Genomic DNA, 20,661 nt, shown 5'->3' on the forward strand with positions numbered 1-20,661 from the left:
GAACAGCGTGTGCGCTGAACCCATCGCCCGTCATAGTGCGAGACGGTCGCGGCGGGGCGCTTCATCGTCTTATTTCAGGTGAGGGGTGAGCTGCGCCAAAGCGGCGTCTCTCTCAGCAGCGTTTGAGGCGTTCAAAATCGTCTCGAAATTTGCGCGGCAGGATTCTTTGGTTTCTTCCGTTGTAAGATCGACTTCTCCCATTTCGAAGCTCGGGAACTGCCGCTCCGGTTTTACGCCGCGATCGAGGATCACGATTTCGCTGTGGCGGTAATCGTTAGCAATGCTGTTGAAGACCCGTTCCACCTCTGATTGCGGGCCTTCGAGAACCTGCCAGAAACGGGACCGATCGTGGATCAGCGCGCCGGATATATTGGCGGCGACATTTCGCATTCTGGCACTGAGCACGAGGGTCTGCATCGCGGCATCGGAGAGCGGGTGGGAGGAGATGCTTTTGTAGCAGATCGCGTAGCATTCTTGCTCAGCTGGAGGCTCGTCCAGCGGGGCGTGTTTACGGGAAAAGGCGTCGCGAATTTTCTGAAGCAGCATATTCGCCTCGTGCCGGTCTCACGGCGTCAATCGTTGGGCTCCCTGCACCCGATGGTGCAGGTTTAGTATCCCCCAGACCGATTTTCAACCCGAATAGAGCTAGGCTGATTTGGTGATGTTGGAAGCCATCGAGCGGCCATCGCGGCCTTCGACGACCTCGAAGCTGATCTTCTCGTTGTCGGTGAGGCCGGTCAGACCAGAGGCTTGGACAGCGGAAATATGAACAAAGATGTCATTGCCACCATCTTCGGGTTCGATAAAGCCGTAGCCTTTGGTGGTGTTGAACCATTTTACGGTGCCGTTCGGCATGCCGGATCTCCTGTCTTCTTTCGGGTGCGGCGCACCCAATTCAAAGTGCAGGCTGTTGCATCCTGCGTTCCCCTGCACCGCCCGCAACATAGTGCATTTCCGCAAAAGAGAACGCTGTGCCGCTATTTTTGAGCGGAAAATTGCAGATTATGCCGCCCGATTACCCCAAATGCCGTTTAAAAAGGCATTTATGAGAAGTTTTGCATGACCCTTTTGCAGGTTTGCAAAGCCGCCACCATCGCGGAAATGATCGCTCAGGCCGTCGATCTCGCGCAGTTCATCGGGGCTGGCTTCGGAATAGGCCATCGACCAGTCGGCAAAATTGCGTTCGGGAATGCTTTGGGCGAGGATGCGCACGACATTCGCGTGGCGGCGGTCCTTGGCGATGGCATCGTAGAGGCTTTCGACCGCGTCTTTCGGGCCTTCGAGAACCTGAAAGAAGTGCAAGCCATCATGCAGCAGCAGGCCGGTGACGCCCTTGGAGGGGTTGTACGCGCGGGCTGTCTCTAGGATGGCGCGGATCTCTTCCGGCGCGATGCGCTTGCTGGCGGTGCTCGAGTAGACGATTTGGAAAAGATCAGGTTGGGTCATTGCGTCCTCTTCTCGACGTTTCCACAGATTTCTTTGTGCACGTAACGGCCTGCGCAGGGGCCGGTTTAGGTGACGGACCGTTGCGAAACGCGGCGCAAAGGGATAGCCGTGCTGTAAATTTGGAGGGCATCAGATGCGTGTTTTTGCGTTGAAAAGCTGTGATACCTGCCGCAAGGCGCTGAAGGCCATGCGGGAAGCAGGGATGGAACCGGAGGTCATCGACGTCCGCGCGGACGGGGTCGGGGAGGCGGATCGCGCGGCGATCCTTGCGGCCTTTGGCGATGCAGCGCTGAATAAGGCTTCGACCACATGGCGGGGCTTGGATGACGCAGAGAAGGCGCAACCGGCGGCCGCGCTGTTGACGGCGCATCCAACGCTGATGAAACGCCCCGTGATCGAGAAAGACGGGCAGTGGTATCTAGGCTGGAAGGCAGATGTACAGGCAGCGGTTATTGGATAGCGCCACCTGCGTGCCTATGTCGGGGGCAAAGGAGATTTAGCATGCGAAATGCAGCACTGGTATTGGGGATCATCGGCGGTATCGTCGGGATGATGGTTGGGTTTTTCAGCTACGGTTACGCCACGCTCGTGGAGCGGTTCAGCGAGGTGGGCGAGGTGATCGGTTTCTTTGAAAATCCCGCCTTTGTGAAAACTGCAAGTTTCCTCGCGCCGCTGTTGGCGATTGCCGGTGGCGCGATGGCGCGGGCGCGGGCGTTGTGGGGCGGTGTGCTGATGATTGCCTCGGCGCTGGGGATGTATGCCGCGTTTGGCTTCAATTTCGCGACGATGTTCCCGATCGGGATGGTCGGTGTGGCCGGCGTTCTGGCCTTGGCAGCGGGCAAGCCGGACGAAGAAAAGGCGCATTTTTGAGCTAGTCGGTTCCGGTTTTGAAGAATAACCGGTCGAGCGAGAGGGGGCCGGCCCCTTTGAAAATGATTACCAAGAAGAGCAGCATCCAGAAGGCGCGTTGATCAAGGATCAGCGCGTCCGAGTGGCGATCGAACCACGCACCAAAGGCGGCGGGGTCGTCAAGCGCGCCGTGGCCGAAAAGGTCGGTCAGGGATTGGACGAAAACGAACCCGATCATGCCAAGAGATGCCAGCCGCGCAAATAACCCCAGAATGATCAATGCCGGAAGGATGAATTCTGCCCATGTGCCGGCAGTCACCACGGCCCAATGGAGTAGCGAGAGTTGGGAAACATCGTAGACCACCGCCTCCATCGTGCGGGGGAATATCTGAGCGTAGGCGCCGACAGACGGATGAAGGAAGCCAAAGAAGCCATCCCCCAATTTGGTCAGCCCCGAGGCCCAGAAATATCCGGCGAGGGTTGCCGCAAAGACGAAGCGCGCCAATGTGGGAAGCAGCCAATCGCCGCTGTGATCGAGCGCAGGCGACAGACGAGCTTGAAGGGTGGTCGGCAGCCTCATTCGGTATCTCCTTTCGTGATGTGCGTTACGGCACCTGCGCCGAGGAGAAGGCTCAGAAGCGCTGACAGGTCAAAGCCGGGATCGCTTTGCGTGGCGCAGGCAAGCGCGGCTTGCAGCGTGTCGCCCGCGCGCGCCGATGTGATAAAAGCCGCGTCACCGCCGCCGATTGGATGGATTTCGGGATCGAAGTTGCGACGGAGGATCAAAACGGTCTGCGCATGTCCGTCCGGTTTGGGGGCGTTTTCTTGGGTGGCATAGGACCAGATTTCATGGACCGGCCATTTGGATGCGAGGAGGCCAAGCGAAGGCGCAAAGCGCAGATGCGCGGTGTCGAATGCATCGGCGGACATCGCCGCCAGCGTGGACGGGTCTATCGCGGGGGTGTCTTCGGCGTGATAAGCGCGGCGCAGCAGCCATTCGAGCCGTGCCACATCACCGAGATACGGCAGGTGCGAGAGCTGTGGGAGCGTATCGAGAAAAGCGCCAAAATCTGCGCCATAGGTTGAAAGAATTGGTGAGTTGGGAGGAGAACGTCGCAGGTAAATACCTGCAACGCCATCCATGTTCTGTTTGCCCAAGAGGCGCGAAATGGCGGGAAAGCCCTCGTGCAGGGCAATGGTCAGGGAGGCCACGACATTGTTGCGATAGACATTGTAGCGCCGATCTGCTGGGCGACCTTGGCGGCTCAGAAGTCCGTCCGGTGCGGCGCGGGTGGGATCGAGCAGAGCCTCGCGGAAGTCTGTTTGGCGAACTGAAGTCATACGGCGACCGTGGCGAGTGCCGTTGTTGCGCGTGTGGCTTCTGCTTGGAGTGTTGACCAATCGGGGACGTCGGCATCCCATTCTATGAGGATCGGTTTGGCCCCTGAGCGCGCCAGCGTGTAATCAAGAAGCGACCAGACGGGATCGGCAACAGGTTGGCCGTGACTATCGATCAGGAGCGGCGCGCCGTCGTCGTCGGTTTCGACGCTGTGCCCTCCAAGGTGGATTTCGCCAACCTGATCCAGCGCGTAGGCGTCGATATAAGCGCGGGGGTTGGTGTCGAGGTTCGTGGCGGAAACAAATACATTATTCACGTCCAAGAGCAGCCCGCAGCCTGTGCGTCGGGTAAGCTCGGTGAGGAACGCCGGTTCGTCCCAAGTGCTTTCGGAAAAGGCGAGGTAGGAGGAAGGGTTCTCTAACAGCATACGACGCCCGATCGCGTTTTGGAGCTGGTCGATATGGTCTGCGACGCGCGTGAGGGTCGCGTTGGTATAGGGCAGGGGCAGAAGATCGTTCAGAAATGCGCCGTCATGGGTGGACCACGCAAGATGTTCGGAAAAGCTTGCCGGTTGGAGCCAGTCAACCAGATGCGCCAGTCGGTCGAGGTGATCTTGGTCTAGAGGTGCCTCGCCACCGATGGAGAGGCCGACACCATGAACGGAGATCGGAAAACGTTCAGCGAGGGCGCGTAATTGGGCGAGCGGTCGCCCGCCAGCGCCCATGTAGTTTTCGGCGTGGATTTCCAGCCAGCCCACGGTGCCGGGATTTTGGAGTGCGTCTGTGTAGTGTAGCGGCTTGAATCCGACACCGGCGCAGGCGGGCAAATGCGGGAAGTCGATCTGGTTGTCTCGCATGGAAACCTCTTGGTGATTGGTCTTGGATGCGGACGCCCGAACAGGACGTCCGCAAGGGCGTGGTCTATGCGGGCAGGTCGCGCTCCAGCGGCTCTAGGGAGCCTTCGCGCATGGTGCCATCCGCCATCGCGGGCAGCTCTATGTCCATGCAGCTGCCTGCCTCAACAAGGGTCCATGCGTTGCCTTGAAAATCCACGGTGGAGGTTCCTGCACAGGTGGTTCCGGGGCCGGCTGCACAGTCGTTCTGGCCTGCGAGGCTTACGCCGTAGCACTTCTCCTGTTCCTGCGCCTGCGCGGTTGTTGCGTGGCTGGACAAGGCGGCGGCAAAGGCTGTGGCGACGGCAACAGATTTGATCGCTTTGGACATTTTTGAAGTTCCCTTAATTGCTGTTTTCAGGTGTCGTTTCTGACACCCCATCTCTAGCAACGCACAACCATAGCGGGATATTCACGTTGGCGTGCCTCACGGGGCTGTCAGCACGCGTGACTGCAACGGGGGTGTTAATGGATTGAATTATAATGAAAAAATATCTTCATGAAACAAAACGGCCCCTCGAAAGGGGCCGAAAAGCAAACTTAAAACGGGTTTTGTTACAGAAGGTCTGGCGGCGTTGCCTCTTTTGATAACGCTTGTGTTACCGCGTCGAGCGGGGCGACTTTGGTGTCTTTCTCGCCCAAGCGGCGGACGGTGACGGTGCGTTCTTCGACCTCGCGCGCGCCGACGGCGAGGATGACCGGCACCTTGCCAACAGAGTGTTCGCGGATCTTATAGTTGATCTTTTCGTTGCGGGTGTCGGCCTCGGCGCGGACGCCTGCGGCTTGCAGGGCGGCGACGGTTTCGTGCACATAGTCATCCGCATCGGAGACGATGGACGCCACAACGACCTGACGCGGGGCGAGCCAGAAGGGGAGCTTGCCTGCGTGTTCTTCGATCAGGATGCCGATGAAACGCTCGAAGCTGCCCAGAACCGCGCGGTGCAGCATGAAGGGGCGGTGCTTTTCACCATCGGCGCCGATGTAGTGGGCATTCAGCCGTTCGGGCAGGTTCGGGTCCACCTGAAGGGTGCCGCACTGCCAGTCACGGCCGATGGCATCGGTGAGGGTGAACTCGAGCTTTGGCCCGTAGAACGCGCCTTCGCCTTCCAGCACTTCGTAGTCGTAACCGGCGGCCTGACAGGCATCGCCAAGGGCCTTTTCGACGATGTCCCAGCTTTCGTCCGATCCGATGCGCTTTTCAGGGCGGGTGGAGAGCTTGATCGTCCAGTTATGGAAGCCCAGATCGGCGTAGATCTTTGACAAGAAGGCGATGAATTTCGCGGTCTCTGAGGTGATCTGATCTTCGGTGCAGAAGATATGCGCGTCGTCCTGCGTGAAGCCGCGTACACGCATGATGCCGTGCAGCGCACCTGACGGCTCGTAGCGGTTACAGGCGCCAAACTCGGCCATGCGCAGCGGCAGGTCGCGGTAGGATTTGAGGCCCTGATTATAGACCTGAACGTGGCAGGGGCAGTTCATCGGCTTGAGCGCGTTCACGGCCTTTTCGCGGGCGTGCTCTTCGTCCACTTCGACGATGAACATGTTTTCCTGATATTTGTCCCAGTGGCCGGAGGCCTCCCACAGCTTGCGGTCGACGACTTGCGGGGTGTTGACCTCGATATAACCATCACGGCGCTGCTGGCGGCGCATGTAATCCTGAAGCGTGGTGTAGATCGACCAGCCGTTGGCATGCCAGAACACCTGACCGGGGGCTTCTTCCTGCATGTGGAAGAGGTCCATCTCGCGGCCCAGTTTGCGGTGGTCGCGCTTGGCGGCCTCTTCGAGCATGTGCAGGTGGGCTTTCAGCTCTTCCTTGTTGAGGAAGGCGACGCCGTAGATGCGCTGGAGCATGGCGTTCTTGGAATCGCCGCGCCAGTAGGCACCGGCCACGTTCATCAACTTGAACGCATCGGCGGGAACCTGTCCGGTATGCTGAAGGTGCGGGCCGCGGCAGAGATCCTGCCAGTCGCCGTGCCAATACATGCGGATCGCCTGATCGGCGGGGATCGCTTGGACCAGCTCGACCTTATAGTTCTCGCCCGTTTCGCGGTAATGGGCGAGGGCGCGGTCGCGCTCCCAGACCTCGGTGCGGACAGTATCGCGGGCGTTGATGATCTCTTTCATCTTCTTTTCGATGGCGCCGAGATCTTCGGGGGTGAAGGGCTCTTTGCGGTCGAAATCGTAATACCATCCGTGCTCGATGACGGGGCCGATGGTGACTTTCACATCGGGCCAGATCTCTTGCACGGCGCGGGCCATGATGTGGGCCAGATCGTGGCGCACCAATTCCAGCGCGGGGGCGCGGTCTTTCATCGTGTTGATGGCGATGGAGGCGTTTTCGGTGATCGGCCATTGCAGATCCCAATGCGCACCGTTGACTGTGGCGGAGATCGCTTTTTTCGCCAGTGAAGTGGCGATGGAGGCGGCAACTTCGGCAGGGGTGATGCCTGCGTCGTAATCGCGCGAATTGCCGTCAGGGAATGTCAGGGAAATCTGGCTCATAGGCCTAGCTCCTCGTCGGTTTGGCGCCCACGGAACGCCCGGTTGCGGGTTATGTATCGAGCTTTGCTCGTGCCGTATCGGGGGCGGGCTGTCAAGCAGCTCGGGGGATCGGGCCTTGCAAAGCTGGTGAGGGGTGTGGTGTTTGTGTGTTTCGAACAATGCGCAGTCTGCAAGAAGGGGGCCAAGCCGTGACCGAGTATCTGACAACGCCGCAGGGGCGGAAGATTGCCTATCACCTGAGCGATGGGACGGGGCCGGCGGTGGTGTTCTTGGGTGGGTTCAAATCCGATATGGAAGGCACCAAGGCGGTGCATCTGGAGCGCTGGGCACAGGCGCGGGGGCAGGCGTTCCTCCGGTTCGATTATTCGGGCCATGGGGTGAGCGGCGGTGCCTTCACCGATGGCGCGATTGGCGACTGGTACGAGGATGCGCGCGCGGCGATTGGGCTGCTGGCGGGCAAGGTCGTGCTGGTGGGATCGTCGATGGGCGGCTGGATATCGCTGCTGATCGCGCGGGAATGGCCAGAGAAGGTCGCGGGTATGGTGACGATTGCTGCCGCGCCGGATTTTACCGAGGACAGCATGTGGGCGGGGTTTGACAGCACCCAGCGCCGCCAGTTGGAGGCGGAGGGGCAGGTTTTGCTACCCTCAGAATATGGCGAGCCTTACACGATCACGCGGCGGCTGATCGAAGAGGGCCGCGGGCGGCTGGTGCTGCGCGACCCGCTGGCGCTGGGTTTTCCGGTGCGCTTCCTGCAAGGGACGGCGGATGCGGATGTGGAAATGTCTGTCGCGCTGCGGCTTTTGGAGCATGCAACGGGGCCGGATATGCGGCTGACGTTGGTGGATGGCGCTGATCACAGGTTCTCGGATGAGGACTGCCTGAGCCTCATTGAAAGCAGCGTTGAAGAGGTGCTGCGCCGCGCGGCTAGAGGTTAACGACGTTATCCGCCTTGGCAGCTTTGGCCTTTGGTGGCTTGGCATTGCTGTCGATAAATTCGAGCACCAGCGGGCGGATGTTCTGACGCCAGCTTTTGCCGGCGAAAATGCCGTAATGGCCTGCGCCCGGTTCCAGATGGCTGGCTTTCTTCGAATCCGGTAGGCCGGTCAGCAGATCGAGCGCGGCAAGGCATTGGCCGGGGGCGGAGATGTCGTCTTTCTCGCCTTCGACGATTTTCACAGCGACGGTGGTGATCTTGCCGAAATCGACCTTGTGCCCCGCGACGGTGAAATCATTGCGGGCGATCTCGCGGCGTTTGAACACGCGCTCGACGGTGGAGAGGTAAAACTCGCCGGTCATATCCATCACGGCGAGGTATTCGTCGTAAAAGGTGTTGTGCTTGTCGTGGTCTTGCGCCTCGCCCTTGGCGGCGCGGATGATCTGGTTGCTGAACGCCTCACTATGGGTGGAGGCATTCATCGAAATGAAGGAGGCGAGCTGTAACAGCCCCGGATAGACGAGGCGGCCAACGCCTGCGTATTTGTAGCCGACGCGCTGGATCATGGTGTTTTCCAGCTGGCCCATCGTCACCGAGCGGCCGAAATCGGTAACTTCGGTGTGGTTTGCCTCGGGGTCGATCGGGCCGCCGATCAGGGTCAGCGAACGGGGCTGTGCATCGGCGTCCTGCTCCGCCAGGTAGGCGGTAGCCGCCAGCGCGAGCGGGGCAGGCTGGCAGACGGCGATAACGTGGATATCACTGCCGAGCGCCTTCATAAAATCGACAAGGTAGAGGGTATAATCCTCAATATCGAACTTGCCCTCTGACACGGGGATATCACGGGCGTTATGCCAATCGGTGATATAGACCTCGCAATCGGGCAGGAGGGAGATCACGGTTTTACGCAGGAGGGTGGCGTAATGGCCCGACATCGGGGCAACCAACAACACGCGGCGCTTGCGCTCCTTGCGACCGGCAATCTTGAAGTGGATGAGGTCGCCAAAGGGGCGCTCGACGATTTTCTCGACGGTGATGGGGTGGTCGCGGCCATCTTCGGTGGGCAGGGCGGAGATGCCCCAATCGGGCTTGGCGACCATGCGCTCGAAGGTGCGTTCGGTGACTTCGCCCCATGCGCCGACAAGCTGCATAAACGGATTCGGCATCAGCGACATCATCGGGTAGGATGCCATTGCGCGGGCTGTTGCGCCCAGCCATTGGTTGGTCGTGCGCATGCTTTCCATGAGGTCGTATGTCATCATGTACTTCATTTTGTCGCTCCTGTCGGGCCCCGCAAAACCGCTGATTGCATTGACCCGATGGGGTGAATGCGGTTAATGCTGCAACTGCAAAATAGGCGCCGGTGGTCCATATGACAACTAAAGAATTCGAAAATGACGATGCGTCGCAGAATAGCCTCGGTCAATTGGAGGCAAATCTGGAGAAGCTCGAAGAGCTGACGCAGCGGCTTGTCAAAGTCATGGGGCATAAGCGCGAGGTGCCAAGCGCGCTGCAAGGTCCGGGGCAGGAGCTGTATATGAAGGCCGCCACGGCCTACATGGCGGAGATGATGCACAACCCGACGAAGATTTTTGAGCATCAGATCGGCTATTGGGGCAAGACGCTGCAGCATTACATGGAAGCGCAGCAAAACATGTTGCAAGCGGGCATGGGTGAAGAGGTCGCGCCGCCTGCGAAATCAAAAGACCGCAGGTTTTCGGACCCGATGTGGGACACGCATCCCTATTTCCACTTTCTCAAGCAGCAATACATGCTGAATGCCGAGGCCGTTGATACAGCCGTGGCCGATATTGAAGGGCTGGACGAGAAAGAAAAGAAGCGGCTGGAATATTTCAGCCGCCAGATCGTTGATCTGATGAGCCCGACGAACTTTCTCGGGACCAATCCAGAAGCCCTTCAGCGGGCCGTGGAGACGGAAGGGCAGAGCCTTGTAGACGGGCTGGAAAACCTCGTGCGTGATCTTGAGGCCAATGACGGCGATTTGGTCGTCACCTTGGCGGACAAGGATGCCTTTCAGGTGGGAGAGAACATCGGTACCACCAAGGGCAAGGTCGTGTTTCGCAATCGGTTGTTTGAGTTGATCCAGTACAGCCCGACGACCGATCAGGTGCATGAGACGCCGCTGCTGATCTTCCCGCCGTGGATCAATAAATTTTACATCATGGATTTAAAACCCGAGAACAGCCTTGTGAAATGGGTTGTCGATCAAGGCTATACGCTGTTCGTGGTGAGTTGGGTCAACCCCGATGAAACCTACGCGGATGTGGCGCTCGATACCTATATCGAGGAGGGCTATCTGGAAGCGATTGACGTGGTAAAGCAGATTTGCGGCGTCAAAAAGATCAATGCGGTGGGCTATTGCATCGCGGGGACGACACTTTCGCTGACGCTGGCGCTGATGAAGAAGCGCAAGGACAATAGCGTCAAGTCAGCCACCCTGTTTACCACGATGACGGATTTCGCCGATCAGGGGGAGTTCGTGGCCTTTTTGCAGGATGATTTCGTTGATGGAATCGAGGAAGAGGCGCTGAAAACGGGCTATCTGGACAAGTTCTACATGGCGCGGACGTTCTCCTTCCTGCGGTCTAACGACCTGATCTACAAGCCCGCGATCCGCAGTTACATGATGGGGCAGACGCCGCCTGCGTTTGATCTGCTGTATTGGAACGGAGATGGTACCAACCTGCCGGCGAAGATGGCGGTGCAATACCTGCGCGACCTGTGCCAGAAGAACCGCTTTGCCGATGGCGGCATCTCGGTTTGTGGTGAGACCTTGCGGCTGAAGGATGTCAGCTTGCCGGTCTTTGCCATTGCCTGCGAGACGGACCATATCGCCCAGTGGCACGCCAGCTATCAAGGTGTGCAGCAGATGGGATCGAAGGACAAAACCTTCGTTCTGTCGGAAAGCGGGCATATCGCGGGAATCATCAATCCGCCCAGCAAGAACAAATACGGCCATTACACCAATCCTGAACTGGGTCTGACATATGGCGACTGGCGCGAGAGCGCTGAGAAAAACGACGGCTCTTGGTGGCCGCGCTGGGAGGCATGGCTTTCGAAGCAGTCTGGCAAGAAGATTCCTGCCCGCGAACCGGGTACAGATGCCTATCCCGCGCTGTGTGATGCGCCGGGAACCTATGTCATTGGGCAGCCAGATGCACGCGATGGGGCAGGTAAGTAGCTGTAATCGCTAATTTTCTGCGATTGCGAAAACTTTTTTGCTGCAGTGCAGAAAAAACTCTTGAAATGCTGCACTGCAGCGCGCATATTTGTCCTATCGAAATTGATCGGTGCGGTTCTCCTCCCGCCGCACCCAGATCCGAAAGGACAGACAGATGGCTACGAAGACTCAAGACTACAGCGCAATGCTGAAAGACATGATGGGCGCATTCCCCGTCGACACCAAGATTATGCAGGACGTTTACAAGTCGCAGAGCACGCTGGCTGAGAAAATGTCCGCTGTTCAGTTTGACGCGGCGCAGAAATCCACCGAGCTTTCGGCCAAGTGGATGCAGGACACGCTGAACAAGATGTCCTCCATCACCAAAGCCAAAGCAGAGCCTGCTGACTACGCCAAGTCGATGACCGACTTCGCTTCTGCAACGGCCGAATCCGCTGCTGAGCACATGGCTGCTTACGCAGAGATTGCCAAGAAAGTTCAGACCGAGACGCTCGAGCTGATGATGAACGCTGGAAAGACCATGTCGGACGAGATGTCGGCAGCAGCCAAGAAAGCCACTGAGGAAATGACCTCTGCGGCGAAGAAGGCCACTGCTTCTGCAAAGTAAGCAGTAGAAATTCCAGCTGGTTTTCTCCTCCCTCCCTTGAACCGGCTGCGAACTGATGAGCGGGTTGCTGATGCAACCCGCTCTTTTCTTTTTCGCAGGAGCGGCGTAGGCTTTCTGCAACGCCGCAATGCGTGGGAGGAAAACCGTGACTGATACTGCCAAGCCGCTTCTGATCAAGCGTTATGCAAGCCGCCGTCTCTACAACACAGAGACAAGCGATTATGTGACCCTCGACGATATTGCCGCCTTCATTCGCGACGGGCGCGAGGTGCAGATTGTCGATCTCAAATCGGGCGATGACCTGACGCGGCAATACCTGCTGCAAATCATTGCGGAACATGAGAGCAGCGGCGAGAGCGTGCTGCCTGTAAATGTGCTGACCGATCTGGTGCGCAGCTACACCACGCAGGCGAATTCTGTCGTTCCACAGGTGCTGGCGGCGAGCTTCGAGCTGATGCGGCAGGGGCAGGAGCAGATCATGGAGAACATGGGCAAAGCGGGTGGCATCAATTCGATCCCAGGCTTCGAGGCCATGCAGCAGCAACAACAGGCGTTTTTCAACGCGCTGACGGGCGGGATGCTTGGCACAACAGGTCCGGCTCCGGCGAAGCCGTCCGAGGGCGAGGATGACCTCGACGAGATTAAGCAGCAGCTCGCGGAATTGCAGTCCAAACTGTCGAAGCTGGGCAAGTAGGGCGGCAAAGCGCTGGGGCTGGTGCAGTTATACGCCCAGCCTGTCGCGCATTGCGTACCATGCCATAGCGAGCGAGAGCATCGGCCCTTGTGCATAGGGGCCGAGCGGTAGGGTTCCAGACGGGATTTTAGCGAAGAGATCGAAATTGGCGCTCTGGCCGAGGATTGCCTGTGCCATAGCATGACCGGCCATCCCCGAGAGCGCGACGCCGTGGCCGGAATAGCCTCCGGCGATGTAGACCTGTGGCGCGAGGCGGCTGATCCACGGCAGACGAGTCATGGTGACGCCAAGCGTGCCGCCCCATGTGTAGTCGAGCGGCACATCCGCTATTTGCGGGAACATCTCGGCAATGCGGGCGTGGAGTTTGCCGCCGATGTCATTGGGGAAGCGGTGCGAGAAATTGGCGCGGCCGCCGAAGAGGAGGCGGCCATCTTCGCTGAGGCGGAGGTAATTCACCACATGGCTGGAATCCGCGCTGGCGATGTCCGCACCTAGCACATCGCCTGTGCGGTTGCCCAAGGGGGCGGTGGCGCCGATGAAGCTGTTGACCGGCATCACCCGCGCCGCGTAACGCCACGATAGCCGCCGGAGGTAGCCGTTGCCCGCGATGATCACATGCTTGGCGGTGACGGTGCCGGTGGGGGTGGTTAGCCGAGCATGCGGTCCAGTTTCAATCGCGGTGACTTCGGTATTCTCAACGATGGTTGCGCCTGCGGCCTCTGCCTCTTGCGCGAGTGCCAGCACAAGGCGGAGCGGGTGAATGTGGCCCGCGCCGTGGTCGATGGTGCCGCCGTAGTAGAGTGGGGAGCGCAGGACGGACTGGAAATCGGCAACCTCCAGCACCTCCATATCGGTGTAGCCATAGGCGGTGGCGAGGTGGTCTGCGTCGCGCTTTTCGTCCTCGAAATCGCGGGCGGTCAGGCTGCCGTGGGCGATGCCGGACTTATAGTTTGCGTCCGGCGCGAGGGCTGCAACCTGTGAGCGGAGGCGGGATTTGCCTGCTTCGCAGAGATCCCACAACCCGCGGGCGGTATCTGCTCCGAGCCGCTGTTCGAGCCAGCGTTGGGACTTATTATAGCCTGAGCATACCTGCCCGCCATTGCGACCCGAGGCGCCCCATCCGGCTTGGCGGGCGTCGATTACGAGCGGGGTCAGGCCCGCCTCAGCCAAGGTACGCGCGGCGTTGAGGCCAGTGAAGCCCGCGCCAATGATCGCCACATCCACCTGACGGTCGCCATCCAGCGGCTGGCGCGGGGCGGGCAGGGCGCAGGTGTCGGCATACCAGCTGGGCGGGAAGCCAGTGGCGGGGTCGTTGGCGCGGAGAAGGTCGATCACACGTTCAGCAGGAGGTGCTCCCGCTCCCACGGGCTGATGACTTGCAGAAATTCGTCATATTCGGTGCGCTTCACGATCGAATAGACGCGGGCAAATTCCGACCCGAGAACCTCGTGCAATTCGGTGGCGGCATCAAAGAGATCAAGCGCGGAATAGAGGCCTTGGGGGATTTCATCCTCGGCCTCATAGGCATCGCCACGGAAGCGTTTGTCGGGCCAGATCTCGTTTTTCATGCCGAGATAGCCGCATGCCAGTGATGCCGCGATGGCGAGGTAGGGGTTGCAATCCATGCCAGCGAGCCGGTTTTCGATGCGGCGGGCCTCGGGCGGGGAGATCGGGATGCGGATGCCGGTGGTACGGTTATCGCGGCCCCATTCGAGGTTGATCGGGGCGGCGTGGTTGCGCACATAGCGGCGGAAGCTGTTCACATAAGGCGCGATCATCGCGATCACCGAGGGCATATATTCCTGCAAGCCGCCGATGAAGTGGAAGAAGGCGTCCGTCTCGCCGCCTTGCGGGCCTGTGAAGATGTTGCGGCCTTTGTCATCCAGCACGGAGTGGTGGATGTGCATGGCGCTGCCCGGCTCCCCTTCGATGGGTTTGGCCATGAAGGTGGCAAAGCAATTGTGCTTTAGCGCGGCTTCACGGATCAGGCGTTTGAAGTAGAACACCTCGTCGGCCAGTTTGACGGGATCGCCGTGGCGGAGATTGATCTCTAGCTGGCCAGCGCCGCCTTCTTGGGTGATACCGTCGATCTCGAAGCCCTGAACCTCGGCAAATTCGTAGATGTCGTCGATCACGGGGCCGTATTCATCTACGGCGGTCATCGAATAGGCCTGACGCGCGGCGGCGGGGCGGCCGGTGCGGCCCATCATCGGCTCGATGGCCTTGGCGGGATCGGTGTTGCGGGCGACGAGGTAGAACTCCATCTCCGGCGCGACGACCGGCTTCATGCCTTCTTTCTCGAACAACTCGACCACCCGCTTGAGCACGTTGCGCGGGGCAAAGGGGACGGGGCGGCCTTTTTGGTCGAAGGCGTCGTGGATCACCTGAAGGGTGCCATCATGCGCCCAAGGGGCGGCGGTGGTGGTGGTGAGATCGGGGCGCAGCACCATGTCAGGCTCGACAAATCCTTCGTCGCCTGCGGCTTCGCCCCAATCGCCGGTGATCGTTTGGAAAAAGATGGAATTGGGCAGGTGAAAATGGCCCTGACGCTCCCATTTGGTGGCGGGCACGGCTTTACCACGGGCAATGCCGGGAAGATCGGCAATGACACATTCGACCTCGTCGAGCCGGTGGCTTTCCAGATAGGTCCGGGCGGCGGCGGGGATTTGGTCGATCCAGTTGCTCATAAGAGCTCTCTTTCTGTGAAAAAATGTCTGATTTGCGTTGCGAGATGGGCGTTATCGGTTGGCGTCTGTAGCCCCGCGATGGCCTCTGCGAGGAGCGCGTCAGGCACCACGCCAGGACCACGGGTGCGGGCGAGCCCTTCGACGAAGGAGGCTTGGAACTCCGGATGCGCCTGCACGGTAAAGGCGCGGTTGCCGTAGCGGAGGACGGCATAGGCGCAATTATCATTTGCGGCCACGACCTCGGCATCGGCGGGGAGGCGCGTGACCTGATCCTGATGCCAAGCGTTCAGCGTTACGGTTTTGCCTTGCCAGTCATAAGACTTGGCGCCGACATTCCAGCCGCCTGAAAACTTCTCGACATGGCCGCCGAGTGCCTGGGCAATAATCTGATGCCCGAAGCAGATGCCGACCAGCGGCCTGTCGGCCGCATAGATGGCGCGGATCAGCTCTTCGAGCGGGGGAATGAACGGCAGATCATCGTAGGCACCGTGGCGGGAGCCGGTGATCAGCCAGCCGTCTGCGTCCTGCGGACCATTAGGGAAGTCACCGTCGACGATGCTCCATATCTGGAAGGTGAACGGTTCGGTTCCGAGAAGATCGATGAAGAGTTGCCCGTAATCGTGATGGTCCGGAAGCATCGCCTCCGGAGTGTGTCCTGTTTGCAGGATACCGATTTTCATAAGTCACCGTATGGTTTTGTTAGGTCGCAAGGTAGTGCGCCGCTGGACGCGCTGCAAGCGGTCAGACGGTATCGAGATACAGCTCGATACGCTCTTCGTCGCTCAGTTCTTCGAAATAATGGGCTTCCTGCCGTTTGGTCAGGACGAAGTTTTCGATGAGCTGCTTGGAGAAGATGCGCGCGGCGAAGGGGCTTTTCTCAAACGTGTCGATGGCCTCTTTCCATGTTGCGGGGATCTGCGGCATGTCTTGGGCGTAGGCATTGCCTTTGATCGGGGCGGGGGGCGTCAGGGCGTCTTCGATGCCGATGAGGGCAGAACCGAGCGTTGCGGCGATAAACAGATAGGGGTTTACGTCGCCGCCCGCGACGCGATGTTCGATCCGGCGCGCGGCGAGTGACCCACCGGGAACACGGACGGAAGCGGTGCGGTTCTCATAGCCCCAGCAGACGCCGGTGGGCGCGTGGCTGTCGGGCACGAGACGGTCATAGCTGTTGCCATGCGGGGCGAAGATCAGGGCCAGTTCCTGAATGCCGTTGAGACATCCGGCAATTGCATTGGCAAGGAGCGGGCTGCCTTCGAATGTGCCGTTGGCGAAGGCGTTGTTGCCGTGCTCATCAAGCAACGAGAAATGCGTGTGCATACCGTTGCCTGCGTAATCCGAATAGGGCTTTGCCATAAAACTGGCGGCCATGCCGTATTTGCGGGCGAGGCCACGGACCAGCATCTTGAACAGCCATGCATCATCCGCTGCTTTCAGCGCGTCATCGACATGGTTGAGGTTGATCTCGAACTGGCCGAGGCCTGCCTCGGAAATGGCGGCGTCGGCGGGAATATCCATCGCTTCGCAGGCATCGTAAAGTTCGTTGAAGAACAGATCGAACGCATCCAATGCGCGGAGCGACAGGATCTCCGCGCCGGGGCGGCGCTTGCCCGAGCGGGGGCTTTTGGGCTGCTGGATTTCCTTGCCGCTGTCGTCGATCAGGTAGAACTCCATCTCGGTGGCGACAACGGGTGTGAGGCCGTGCTTTTTGAACATCGCGACGACGTTGGCCAAAGCGTGGCGGGGGTCGCCTGCGTAGGGGGTGCCGTCTTCGTTGAACATCCATTGTGGCATCAGCGCAGACGGCACCGAAAGCCACGGCATCGGCACATAGCCGCGCTCGGTGGGCTTGAGAATGCCATCCGGATCGCCGCTTTCGAAAACCAGCGGGCTGTTTTCGATGTCCTCGCCCCAGATATCGAGGCTCAGAAGCGAGATTGGCAGGCGTGTCCCTTCGCTGCCTAGCTTGCGGGCCGCCGAGGCAGGCAGACGTTTGCCGCGTGCCTGACCATTAAGATCGGCCACGCCGCAACGGACGTTTTTGATTTCGGGGTGCTCATCGAGCCAGCTGTTCATTTTCTCACCTGTCGTGTGGGGCAATCATGCGGGTATCCCGCGTGTTGCCTTATTTTTGATCATATTATTGGCTGAAGCGATTCTCGCCATTCCGCTTTGAATTGCGGGGAAAATGCACTACCAAAATAATTTGATCAAAAAATTGATACTACCGGATCAGGTTCGGACGCAAGCGAATTTTGCGGCGCTGCTCTTGCGGCAAGTGACGGTTGAGGCGCTTGTTGATTGCCCCGAAGAGGCCGATCACAACAAGCGTCAGCAGGATGAAATAGCCCGCAAGGATCGGGTATGGGATGAAGGGGTTGAAGGTTTTGTCCGCGAAGTAGCTGGCGTAATAGAGCGCGTCGCCCATTTGGCGGCTGGCGGGAAAACCGGAGAAGAACACCAGCGTTGTCGCATGGAAGAGGAAGATCGCTTCGTTCGTGTAGGCGGGCCAAGCAAGGCGCAGCATGGTGGGCCAGACGATCCGGCGGAAGCGGCTCACGCCGGAAATGCCGTAGGCATCAGCGGCTTCGACATCGCCTTTGGGAATTGATTGCAGGGCGCCGTAGAAGATTTCGCCGGAATAGGCGGCGGTATTGAGGAACAGCACCACCAGAGCGCCGAGCCAAGCGGCTGTGAAGGGGGCGAAGATCGGCAGCGCCCCTTTGAGCGACAGGAACAGGAAATAGGCGAAGAAGAACTGGATAAACAGCGGTGAGCCACGGAAAATGAAGATGAACCATTCCGAAGGTTTGCGCAGCCATGGGCTGCGGGCGGCTTTGCCGAGGGCAACCAGTGTTGCGAGGAAGAAACCGCCAAACAAGGCGACAACGCCGAAATAGATGTTCCAGATCATGCCGGAGCCGATCAGGGTGAACTGCTGGCACAGCGTGAAATCGGAGCGCGGCAGGAGTCGCTCGCCAATGCCTTGGCTGCGCAGGGCGTAATCCGCGATGGTTTCCCAACAGCTCATGCGGGGGCCTTTCGCTGGGCTTCGCCGCCGGTGGTGGCCTGACCTTTGGTGAGGCTCTTCATCACGCGGTCGAGTACGACCTCGGAGAATTTGGTGAAGAGGAGATAAAAGACGAGCAGGGCGAAGAAATACCACATCCGCCAGTCCCCATGAGGGTAATCGGTGAATTGCGGGGTCTTGGTGCCCCCAAGCTCACGCGCCCAATAGACGATATCCTCGACGCCCAAGAGGAACAGCAGCGGCGTGGCCTTGATCAGCACCATCCAGAGGTTCGACAGGCCGGGGAGGGCGAAGACCCACATTTGCGGCACCATGATACGCCAGAAGGCTTGGCGCTCTGACATGCCATAGGCTTCGGCGGTTTCGATCTGGGCGCGGGGAACGGCGCGCATCGCGCCAAAGAGGACGTTGGCCGTGAACGCACCAAACACCAGCGCGAAGGTTAGGATGGCGAGGAAGAAGCCATAGGTTTCGTGCACCCATTGAGGTGAACTGGAGAGCGGTAGTTTGGCCGCAGCACAAACGACGAAATCATTGCCCTGACGGATCGGTTGGTCCCAGTCGGGGCAGAGAACGGAGTGGCGCGCCCACTCGAAGAGTTGGTCGAGCGCGATGACAAAAAACAAGAAAAACGCAATATCTGGCACGCCACGCACGATCGAGATATAGCCTTTGCCGACCCAGCGCAGCGGCGCGAAGCGTGACCGCGCGGCGGTGGCGCCACCAAACCCGAAAAGGATCGCAGCAGGCGCGGTGATCGCGAGCAGGGCGAGGACCGTCAGCACAGACCAATAGAGGCCCATATGCTTGCCTGTGGTCAGGTAGCAGGCCAGCCATTGCGCGGACTCGAGGGTCGAGGGGTCTGTGCAGAAACTAAAAATCGGAGCACCCGTGGGCTAGTGCGGGCTGGCGCGCGAACGCCAGCCCAAAGAGAGAGAGCGAAACTTAGAACGGTTCGCCAATTTCCCACTGTGCGATGAGTGCGTTGAGCGAGCCATCGTCCTTCATCGACTGGATCGCGGCGTCGAACTTTTCTTTCAGTTCGGTGTCGCTTTCGCGCAGGCCCATGCCAACGCCGCCACCGATCATCACGTTCTGGCCGATGAGGGCCAGCTCCGCGTCGGAATCAGCAATCGGCTGAAGGTAGGCGCGGTCAGCGAGAACGGCATCGGCTTCGCCGTTGCGGACGGCTGCGATGGTTTCTTCCGGAGTTGCGAACTCCAGCAGGGTTGCACCGCTGTCAGCGATGAAGGCCGCCTGAATGGTGTTGGCCTGTGCTGCGATCACGCCGCCCATCAGATCAACATCCATGCCGTCCATTGCCAGATAGGCGGAAGGGTCAGGCTGGGTGTAGTTCTGGGTGAAGTCGATCACCTCGTCACGCTCGGCGGTGATGGACATGCCGGCGATGATCGTGTCGTAGTTACCGGACACGAGGTTCGGGATGATGGAGTCCCAATCGTTGGTGACCCATTCACAGGTCAGCTCGGCGCGTGCGCAAAGCTCGTCGCCCAGATCACGCTCGAAACCGGCGACTTCGCCGTTGTCGTCGAGGTAGTTATACGGAGGGTAAGCGCCCTCGGTGCCCATGCGGACAACCATGCCGTGGCCATCCGCAAATGCGGCGCCTGCGAGAACCGCGAATGCGGCACTGGTGAGCAGAATTTTCTTCATTGAGTAGTCTCCCGTTTGGTTTTTGATCAGGCTGAAACTGTAGCGGAAAGAAACTGTTTCAACCGTTCGGTTTTGGGGCTGCCGAAGAGCGACTGCGGAGCGCCTTCCTCTTCGATGCGGCCCTGGTGCAAGAACACGACATGATCGCTGACATCAGCGGCCATGCGCATGTCATGGGTGACGATGATCATGGTCCGGCCCTCGCTGGCAAGATCCTTGATCACGCGGACGACCTCCTGTTCCAGCTCGGGGTCGAGCGCGGAAGTGGGTTCGTCAAAGAGAAGCGCCTTCGGCTCCATGCACAATGCGCGGGCGATGGCGGCGCGCTGTTGTTGGCCGCCGGAGAGCTGGGCGGGGTAGACATCGCATTTGTCGCCGATGCCGACCTTTTCGAGATATTTGCGGGCGGCGGCTTCGACTTCTTCCTTGTCGCGCTTCAGCACTGTGACGGGGGCTTCCATCACGTTTTGGAGGATCGTCATATGCGCCCAGAGATTGAACTGCTGGAACACCATCGACAGGTTTGTGCGGATGCGGATCAGCTGTGCGCGGTTGGCGGGATGGCGGGACATGCCCGTGCCGCGCCATTGAACAGGCTCGCCGCTGAAGAGAATCTCTCCCTGCTGGCTGTCTTCCAAGAGGTTCGCGCAGCGCAGGAGGGTGGATTTGCCGGAGCCTGAGGAGCCGATGAGAGAGACAACATCGCCAGCATTTGCCTTGATATCCACACCTTTGAGCACTTCCAGCGCGCCGTAAGATTTGTGGAGATCGCGAATTTCAATAACCGGAATGGTGTCTGTCACT

23 protein-coding genes are annotated in these 20,661 nt (G+C 59.4%); 6 read left to right on the forward strand and 17 right to left on the reverse strand.

Annotated features, from left to right (window positions below; translation table 11 throughout):
- Positions 1–69 precede the first annotated feature (69 nt).
- The 3 genes from AB1E42_RS06270 to AB1E42_RS06280 form a co-directional block, all read right to left on the reverse strand.
- The gene (locus AB1E42_RS06270) at positions 70–546 is read right to left on the reverse strand and encodes a BLUF domain-containing protein (protein WP_368346132.1); all 477 of its coding nucleotides are present in this window, start codon (positions 544–546) and stop codon (positions 70–72) included.
- A 99-nt stretch (positions 547–645) separates the two neighbouring features.
- Positions 646–855 (reverse strand): cold-shock protein, encoded by a 210-nt coding sequence (locus tag AB1E42_RS06275; RefSeq protein WP_368346133.1) that lies wholly within the window; start codon positions 853–855, stop codon positions 646–648.
- A 147-nt stretch (positions 856–1,002) separates the two neighbouring features.
- Entirely contained in the window at positions 1,003–1,446 is a 444-nt protein-coding gene (locus AB1E42_RS06280) for a BLUF domain-containing protein (protein WP_368346134.1), read from the reverse strand.
- 133 nt (positions 1,447–1,579) lie between these two features.
- On the opposite strand from AB1E42_RS06280, the gene AB1E42_RS06285 reads away from it, so the two are divergent.
- Positions 1,580–1,906: an arsenate reductase family protein gene (locus AB1E42_RS06285; protein WP_368346135.1), complete on the forward strand. Its 327-nt coding sequence runs from the start codon at positions 1,580–1,582 to the stop codon at positions 1,904–1,906.
- A gap of 41 nt (positions 1,907–1,947) precedes the next feature.
- Positions 1,948–2,316 (forward strand): hypothetical protein, encoded by a 369-nt coding sequence (locus tag AB1E42_RS06290; protein WP_368346136.1) that lies wholly within the window; start codon positions 1,948–1,950, stop codon positions 2,314–2,316.
- Between the two features lies 1 nt (position 2,317).
- Here AB1E42_RS06290 and AB1E42_RS06295 read toward each other — a convergent pair whose 3' ends face one another.
- From AB1E42_RS06295 to thrS, 5 genes are all read right to left on the reverse strand, one after another.
- The gene (locus tag AB1E42_RS06295; RefSeq protein WP_368346137.1) at positions 2,318–2,875 is read right to left on the reverse strand and encodes a DoxX family protein; all 558 of its coding nucleotides are present in this window, start codon (positions 2,873–2,875) and stop codon (positions 2,318–2,320) included.
- Positions 2,872–3,636: a putative DNA-binding domain-containing protein gene (locus AB1E42_RS06300; RefSeq protein WP_368346138.1), complete on the reverse strand. Its 765-nt coding sequence runs from the start codon at positions 3,634–3,636 to the stop codon at positions 2,872–2,874. The genes AB1E42_RS06295 and AB1E42_RS06300 overlap by 4 nt, the downstream gene beginning before the upstream one ends.
- Positions 3,633–4,490, reverse strand: coding sequence for a DUF692 family multinuclear iron-containing protein (locus AB1E42_RS06305; protein ID WP_368346139.1), 858 nt, complete (start codon positions 4,488–4,490; stop codon positions 3,633–3,635). Before AB1E42_RS06305 ends, AB1E42_RS06300 begins: the two co-directional genes overlap by 4 nt.
- A 64-nt stretch (positions 4,491–4,554) precedes the next feature.
- Positions 4,555–4,857, reverse strand: coding sequence for a DUF2282 domain-containing protein (locus AB1E42_RS06310; protein WP_368346140.1), 303 nt, complete (start codon positions 4,855–4,857; stop codon positions 4,555–4,557).
- 224 nt (positions 4,858–5,081) lie between these two features.
- The gene (gene thrS / locus AB1E42_RS06315) at positions 5,082–7,028 is read right to left on the reverse strand and encodes a threonine--tRNA ligase (RefSeq protein ID WP_368346141.1); all 1,947 of its coding nucleotides are present in this window, start codon (positions 7,026–7,028) and stop codon (positions 5,082–5,084) included.
- 188 nt (positions 7,029–7,216) lie between these two features.
- Here thrS and AB1E42_RS06320 point away from each other — a divergent pair, with 188 nt between their 5' ends.
- On the forward strand, positions 7,217–7,966 hold the full coding sequence (locus tag AB1E42_RS06320; RefSeq protein ID WP_368346142.1) for an alpha/beta hydrolase: 750 nt from the start codon (positions 7,217–7,219) through the stop codon (positions 7,964–7,966).
- On the opposite strand, the gene phaZ is transcribed toward AB1E42_RS06320, so the two are convergent.
- Entirely contained in the window at positions 7,956–9,233 is a 1,278-nt protein-coding gene (phaZ, locus tag AB1E42_RS06325) for a polyhydroxyalkanoate depolymerase (RefSeq protein ID WP_368346143.1), read from the reverse strand. The two genes, AB1E42_RS06320 and phaZ, sit on opposite strands and share 11 nt — an antisense overlap.
- A 101-nt stretch (positions 9,234–9,334) precedes the next feature.
- On the opposite strand from phaZ, the gene AB1E42_RS06330 reads away from it, so the two are divergent.
- The 3 genes from AB1E42_RS06330 to phaR all read left to right on the forward strand — a co-directional run bounded on the left by AB1E42_RS06330 (position 9,335) and on the right by phaR (position 12,465).
- Positions 9,335–11,164, forward strand: coding sequence for a PHA/PHB synthase family protein (locus tag AB1E42_RS06330; RefSeq protein WP_368346144.1), 1,830 nt, complete (start codon positions 9,335–9,337; stop codon positions 11,162–11,164).
- Between the two features lie 154 nt (positions 11,165–11,318).
- Entirely contained in the window at positions 11,319–11,771 is a 453-nt protein-coding gene (locus AB1E42_RS06335) for a Phasin (RefSeq protein ID WP_368346145.1), read from the forward strand.
- 145 nt (positions 11,772–11,916) lie between these two features.
- Positions 11,917–12,465 carry a polyhydroxyalkanoate synthesis repressor PhaR gene (gene phaR / locus AB1E42_RS06340; protein ID WP_368346146.1) on the forward strand — a complete coding sequence of 183 codons (549 nt, stop codon included), beginning with the start codon at positions 11,917–11,919 and terminating at the stop codon, positions 12,463–12,465.
- A gap of 27 nt (positions 12,466–12,492) precedes the next feature.
- Here phaR and AB1E42_RS06345 read toward each other — a convergent pair whose 3' ends face one another.
- The 8 genes from AB1E42_RS06345 to AB1E42_RS06380 form a co-directional block, all read right to left on the reverse strand.
- The gene (locus AB1E42_RS06345) at positions 12,493–13,800 is read right to left on the reverse strand and encodes an NAD(P)/FAD-dependent oxidoreductase (protein WP_368346147.1); all 1,308 of its coding nucleotides are present in this window, start codon (positions 13,798–13,800) and stop codon (positions 12,493–12,495) included.
- Positions 13,797–15,152, reverse strand: a complete 1,356-nt coding sequence (locus AB1E42_RS06350; protein WP_368346148.1) for a glutamine synthetase family protein — start codon at positions 15,150–15,152, stop codon at positions 13,797–13,799. The genes AB1E42_RS06345 and AB1E42_RS06350 overlap by 4 nt, the downstream gene beginning before the upstream one ends.
- Positions 15,149–15,832, reverse strand: a complete 684-nt coding sequence (locus tag AB1E42_RS06355; protein WP_368346149.1) for a type 1 glutamine amidotransferase — start codon at positions 15,830–15,832, stop codon at positions 15,149–15,151. The genes AB1E42_RS06350 and AB1E42_RS06355 overlap by 4 nt, the downstream gene beginning before the upstream one ends.
- Positions 15,833–15,893: 61 nt before the next feature.
- The gene (locus AB1E42_RS06360) at positions 15,894–17,228 is read right to left on the reverse strand and encodes a glutamine synthetase family protein (protein WP_368346150.1); all 1,335 of its coding nucleotides are present in this window, start codon (positions 17,226–17,228) and stop codon (positions 15,894–15,896) included.
- 148 nt (positions 17,229–17,376) lie between these two features.
- Positions 17,377–18,183 (reverse strand): ABC transporter permease, encoded by an 807-nt coding sequence (locus tag AB1E42_RS06365; protein WP_368346151.1) that lies wholly within the window; start codon positions 18,181–18,183, stop codon positions 17,377–17,379.
- Positions 18,180–19,064: an ABC transporter permease gene (locus AB1E42_RS06370; protein ID WP_368346382.1), complete on the reverse strand. Its 885-nt coding sequence runs from the start codon at positions 19,062–19,064 to the stop codon at positions 18,180–18,182. The genes AB1E42_RS06365 and AB1E42_RS06370 overlap by 4 nt, the downstream gene beginning before the upstream one ends.
- A gap of 64 nt (positions 19,065–19,128) precedes the next feature.
- Positions 19,129–19,857 (reverse strand): transporter substrate-binding domain-containing protein, encoded by a 729-nt coding sequence (locus tag AB1E42_RS06375; RefSeq protein ID WP_368346152.1) that lies wholly within the window; start codon positions 19,855–19,857, stop codon positions 19,129–19,131.
- Between the two features lie 26 nt (positions 19,858–19,883).
- A complete protein-coding gene (locus tag AB1E42_RS06380) occupies positions 19,884–20,660 on the reverse strand; it encodes an ABC transporter ATP-binding protein (RefSeq protein WP_368346153.1) in 777 nt (258 codons plus the stop codon).
- Between the last annotated feature and the right edge of the window lies 1 nt (position 20,661).

It is taken from the genome of Pelagovum sp. HNIBRBA483 (assembly GCF_040931995.1).
Lineage (GTDB): Bacteria > Pseudomonadota > Alphaproteobacteria > Rhodobacterales > Rhodobacteraceae > JAEPMR01.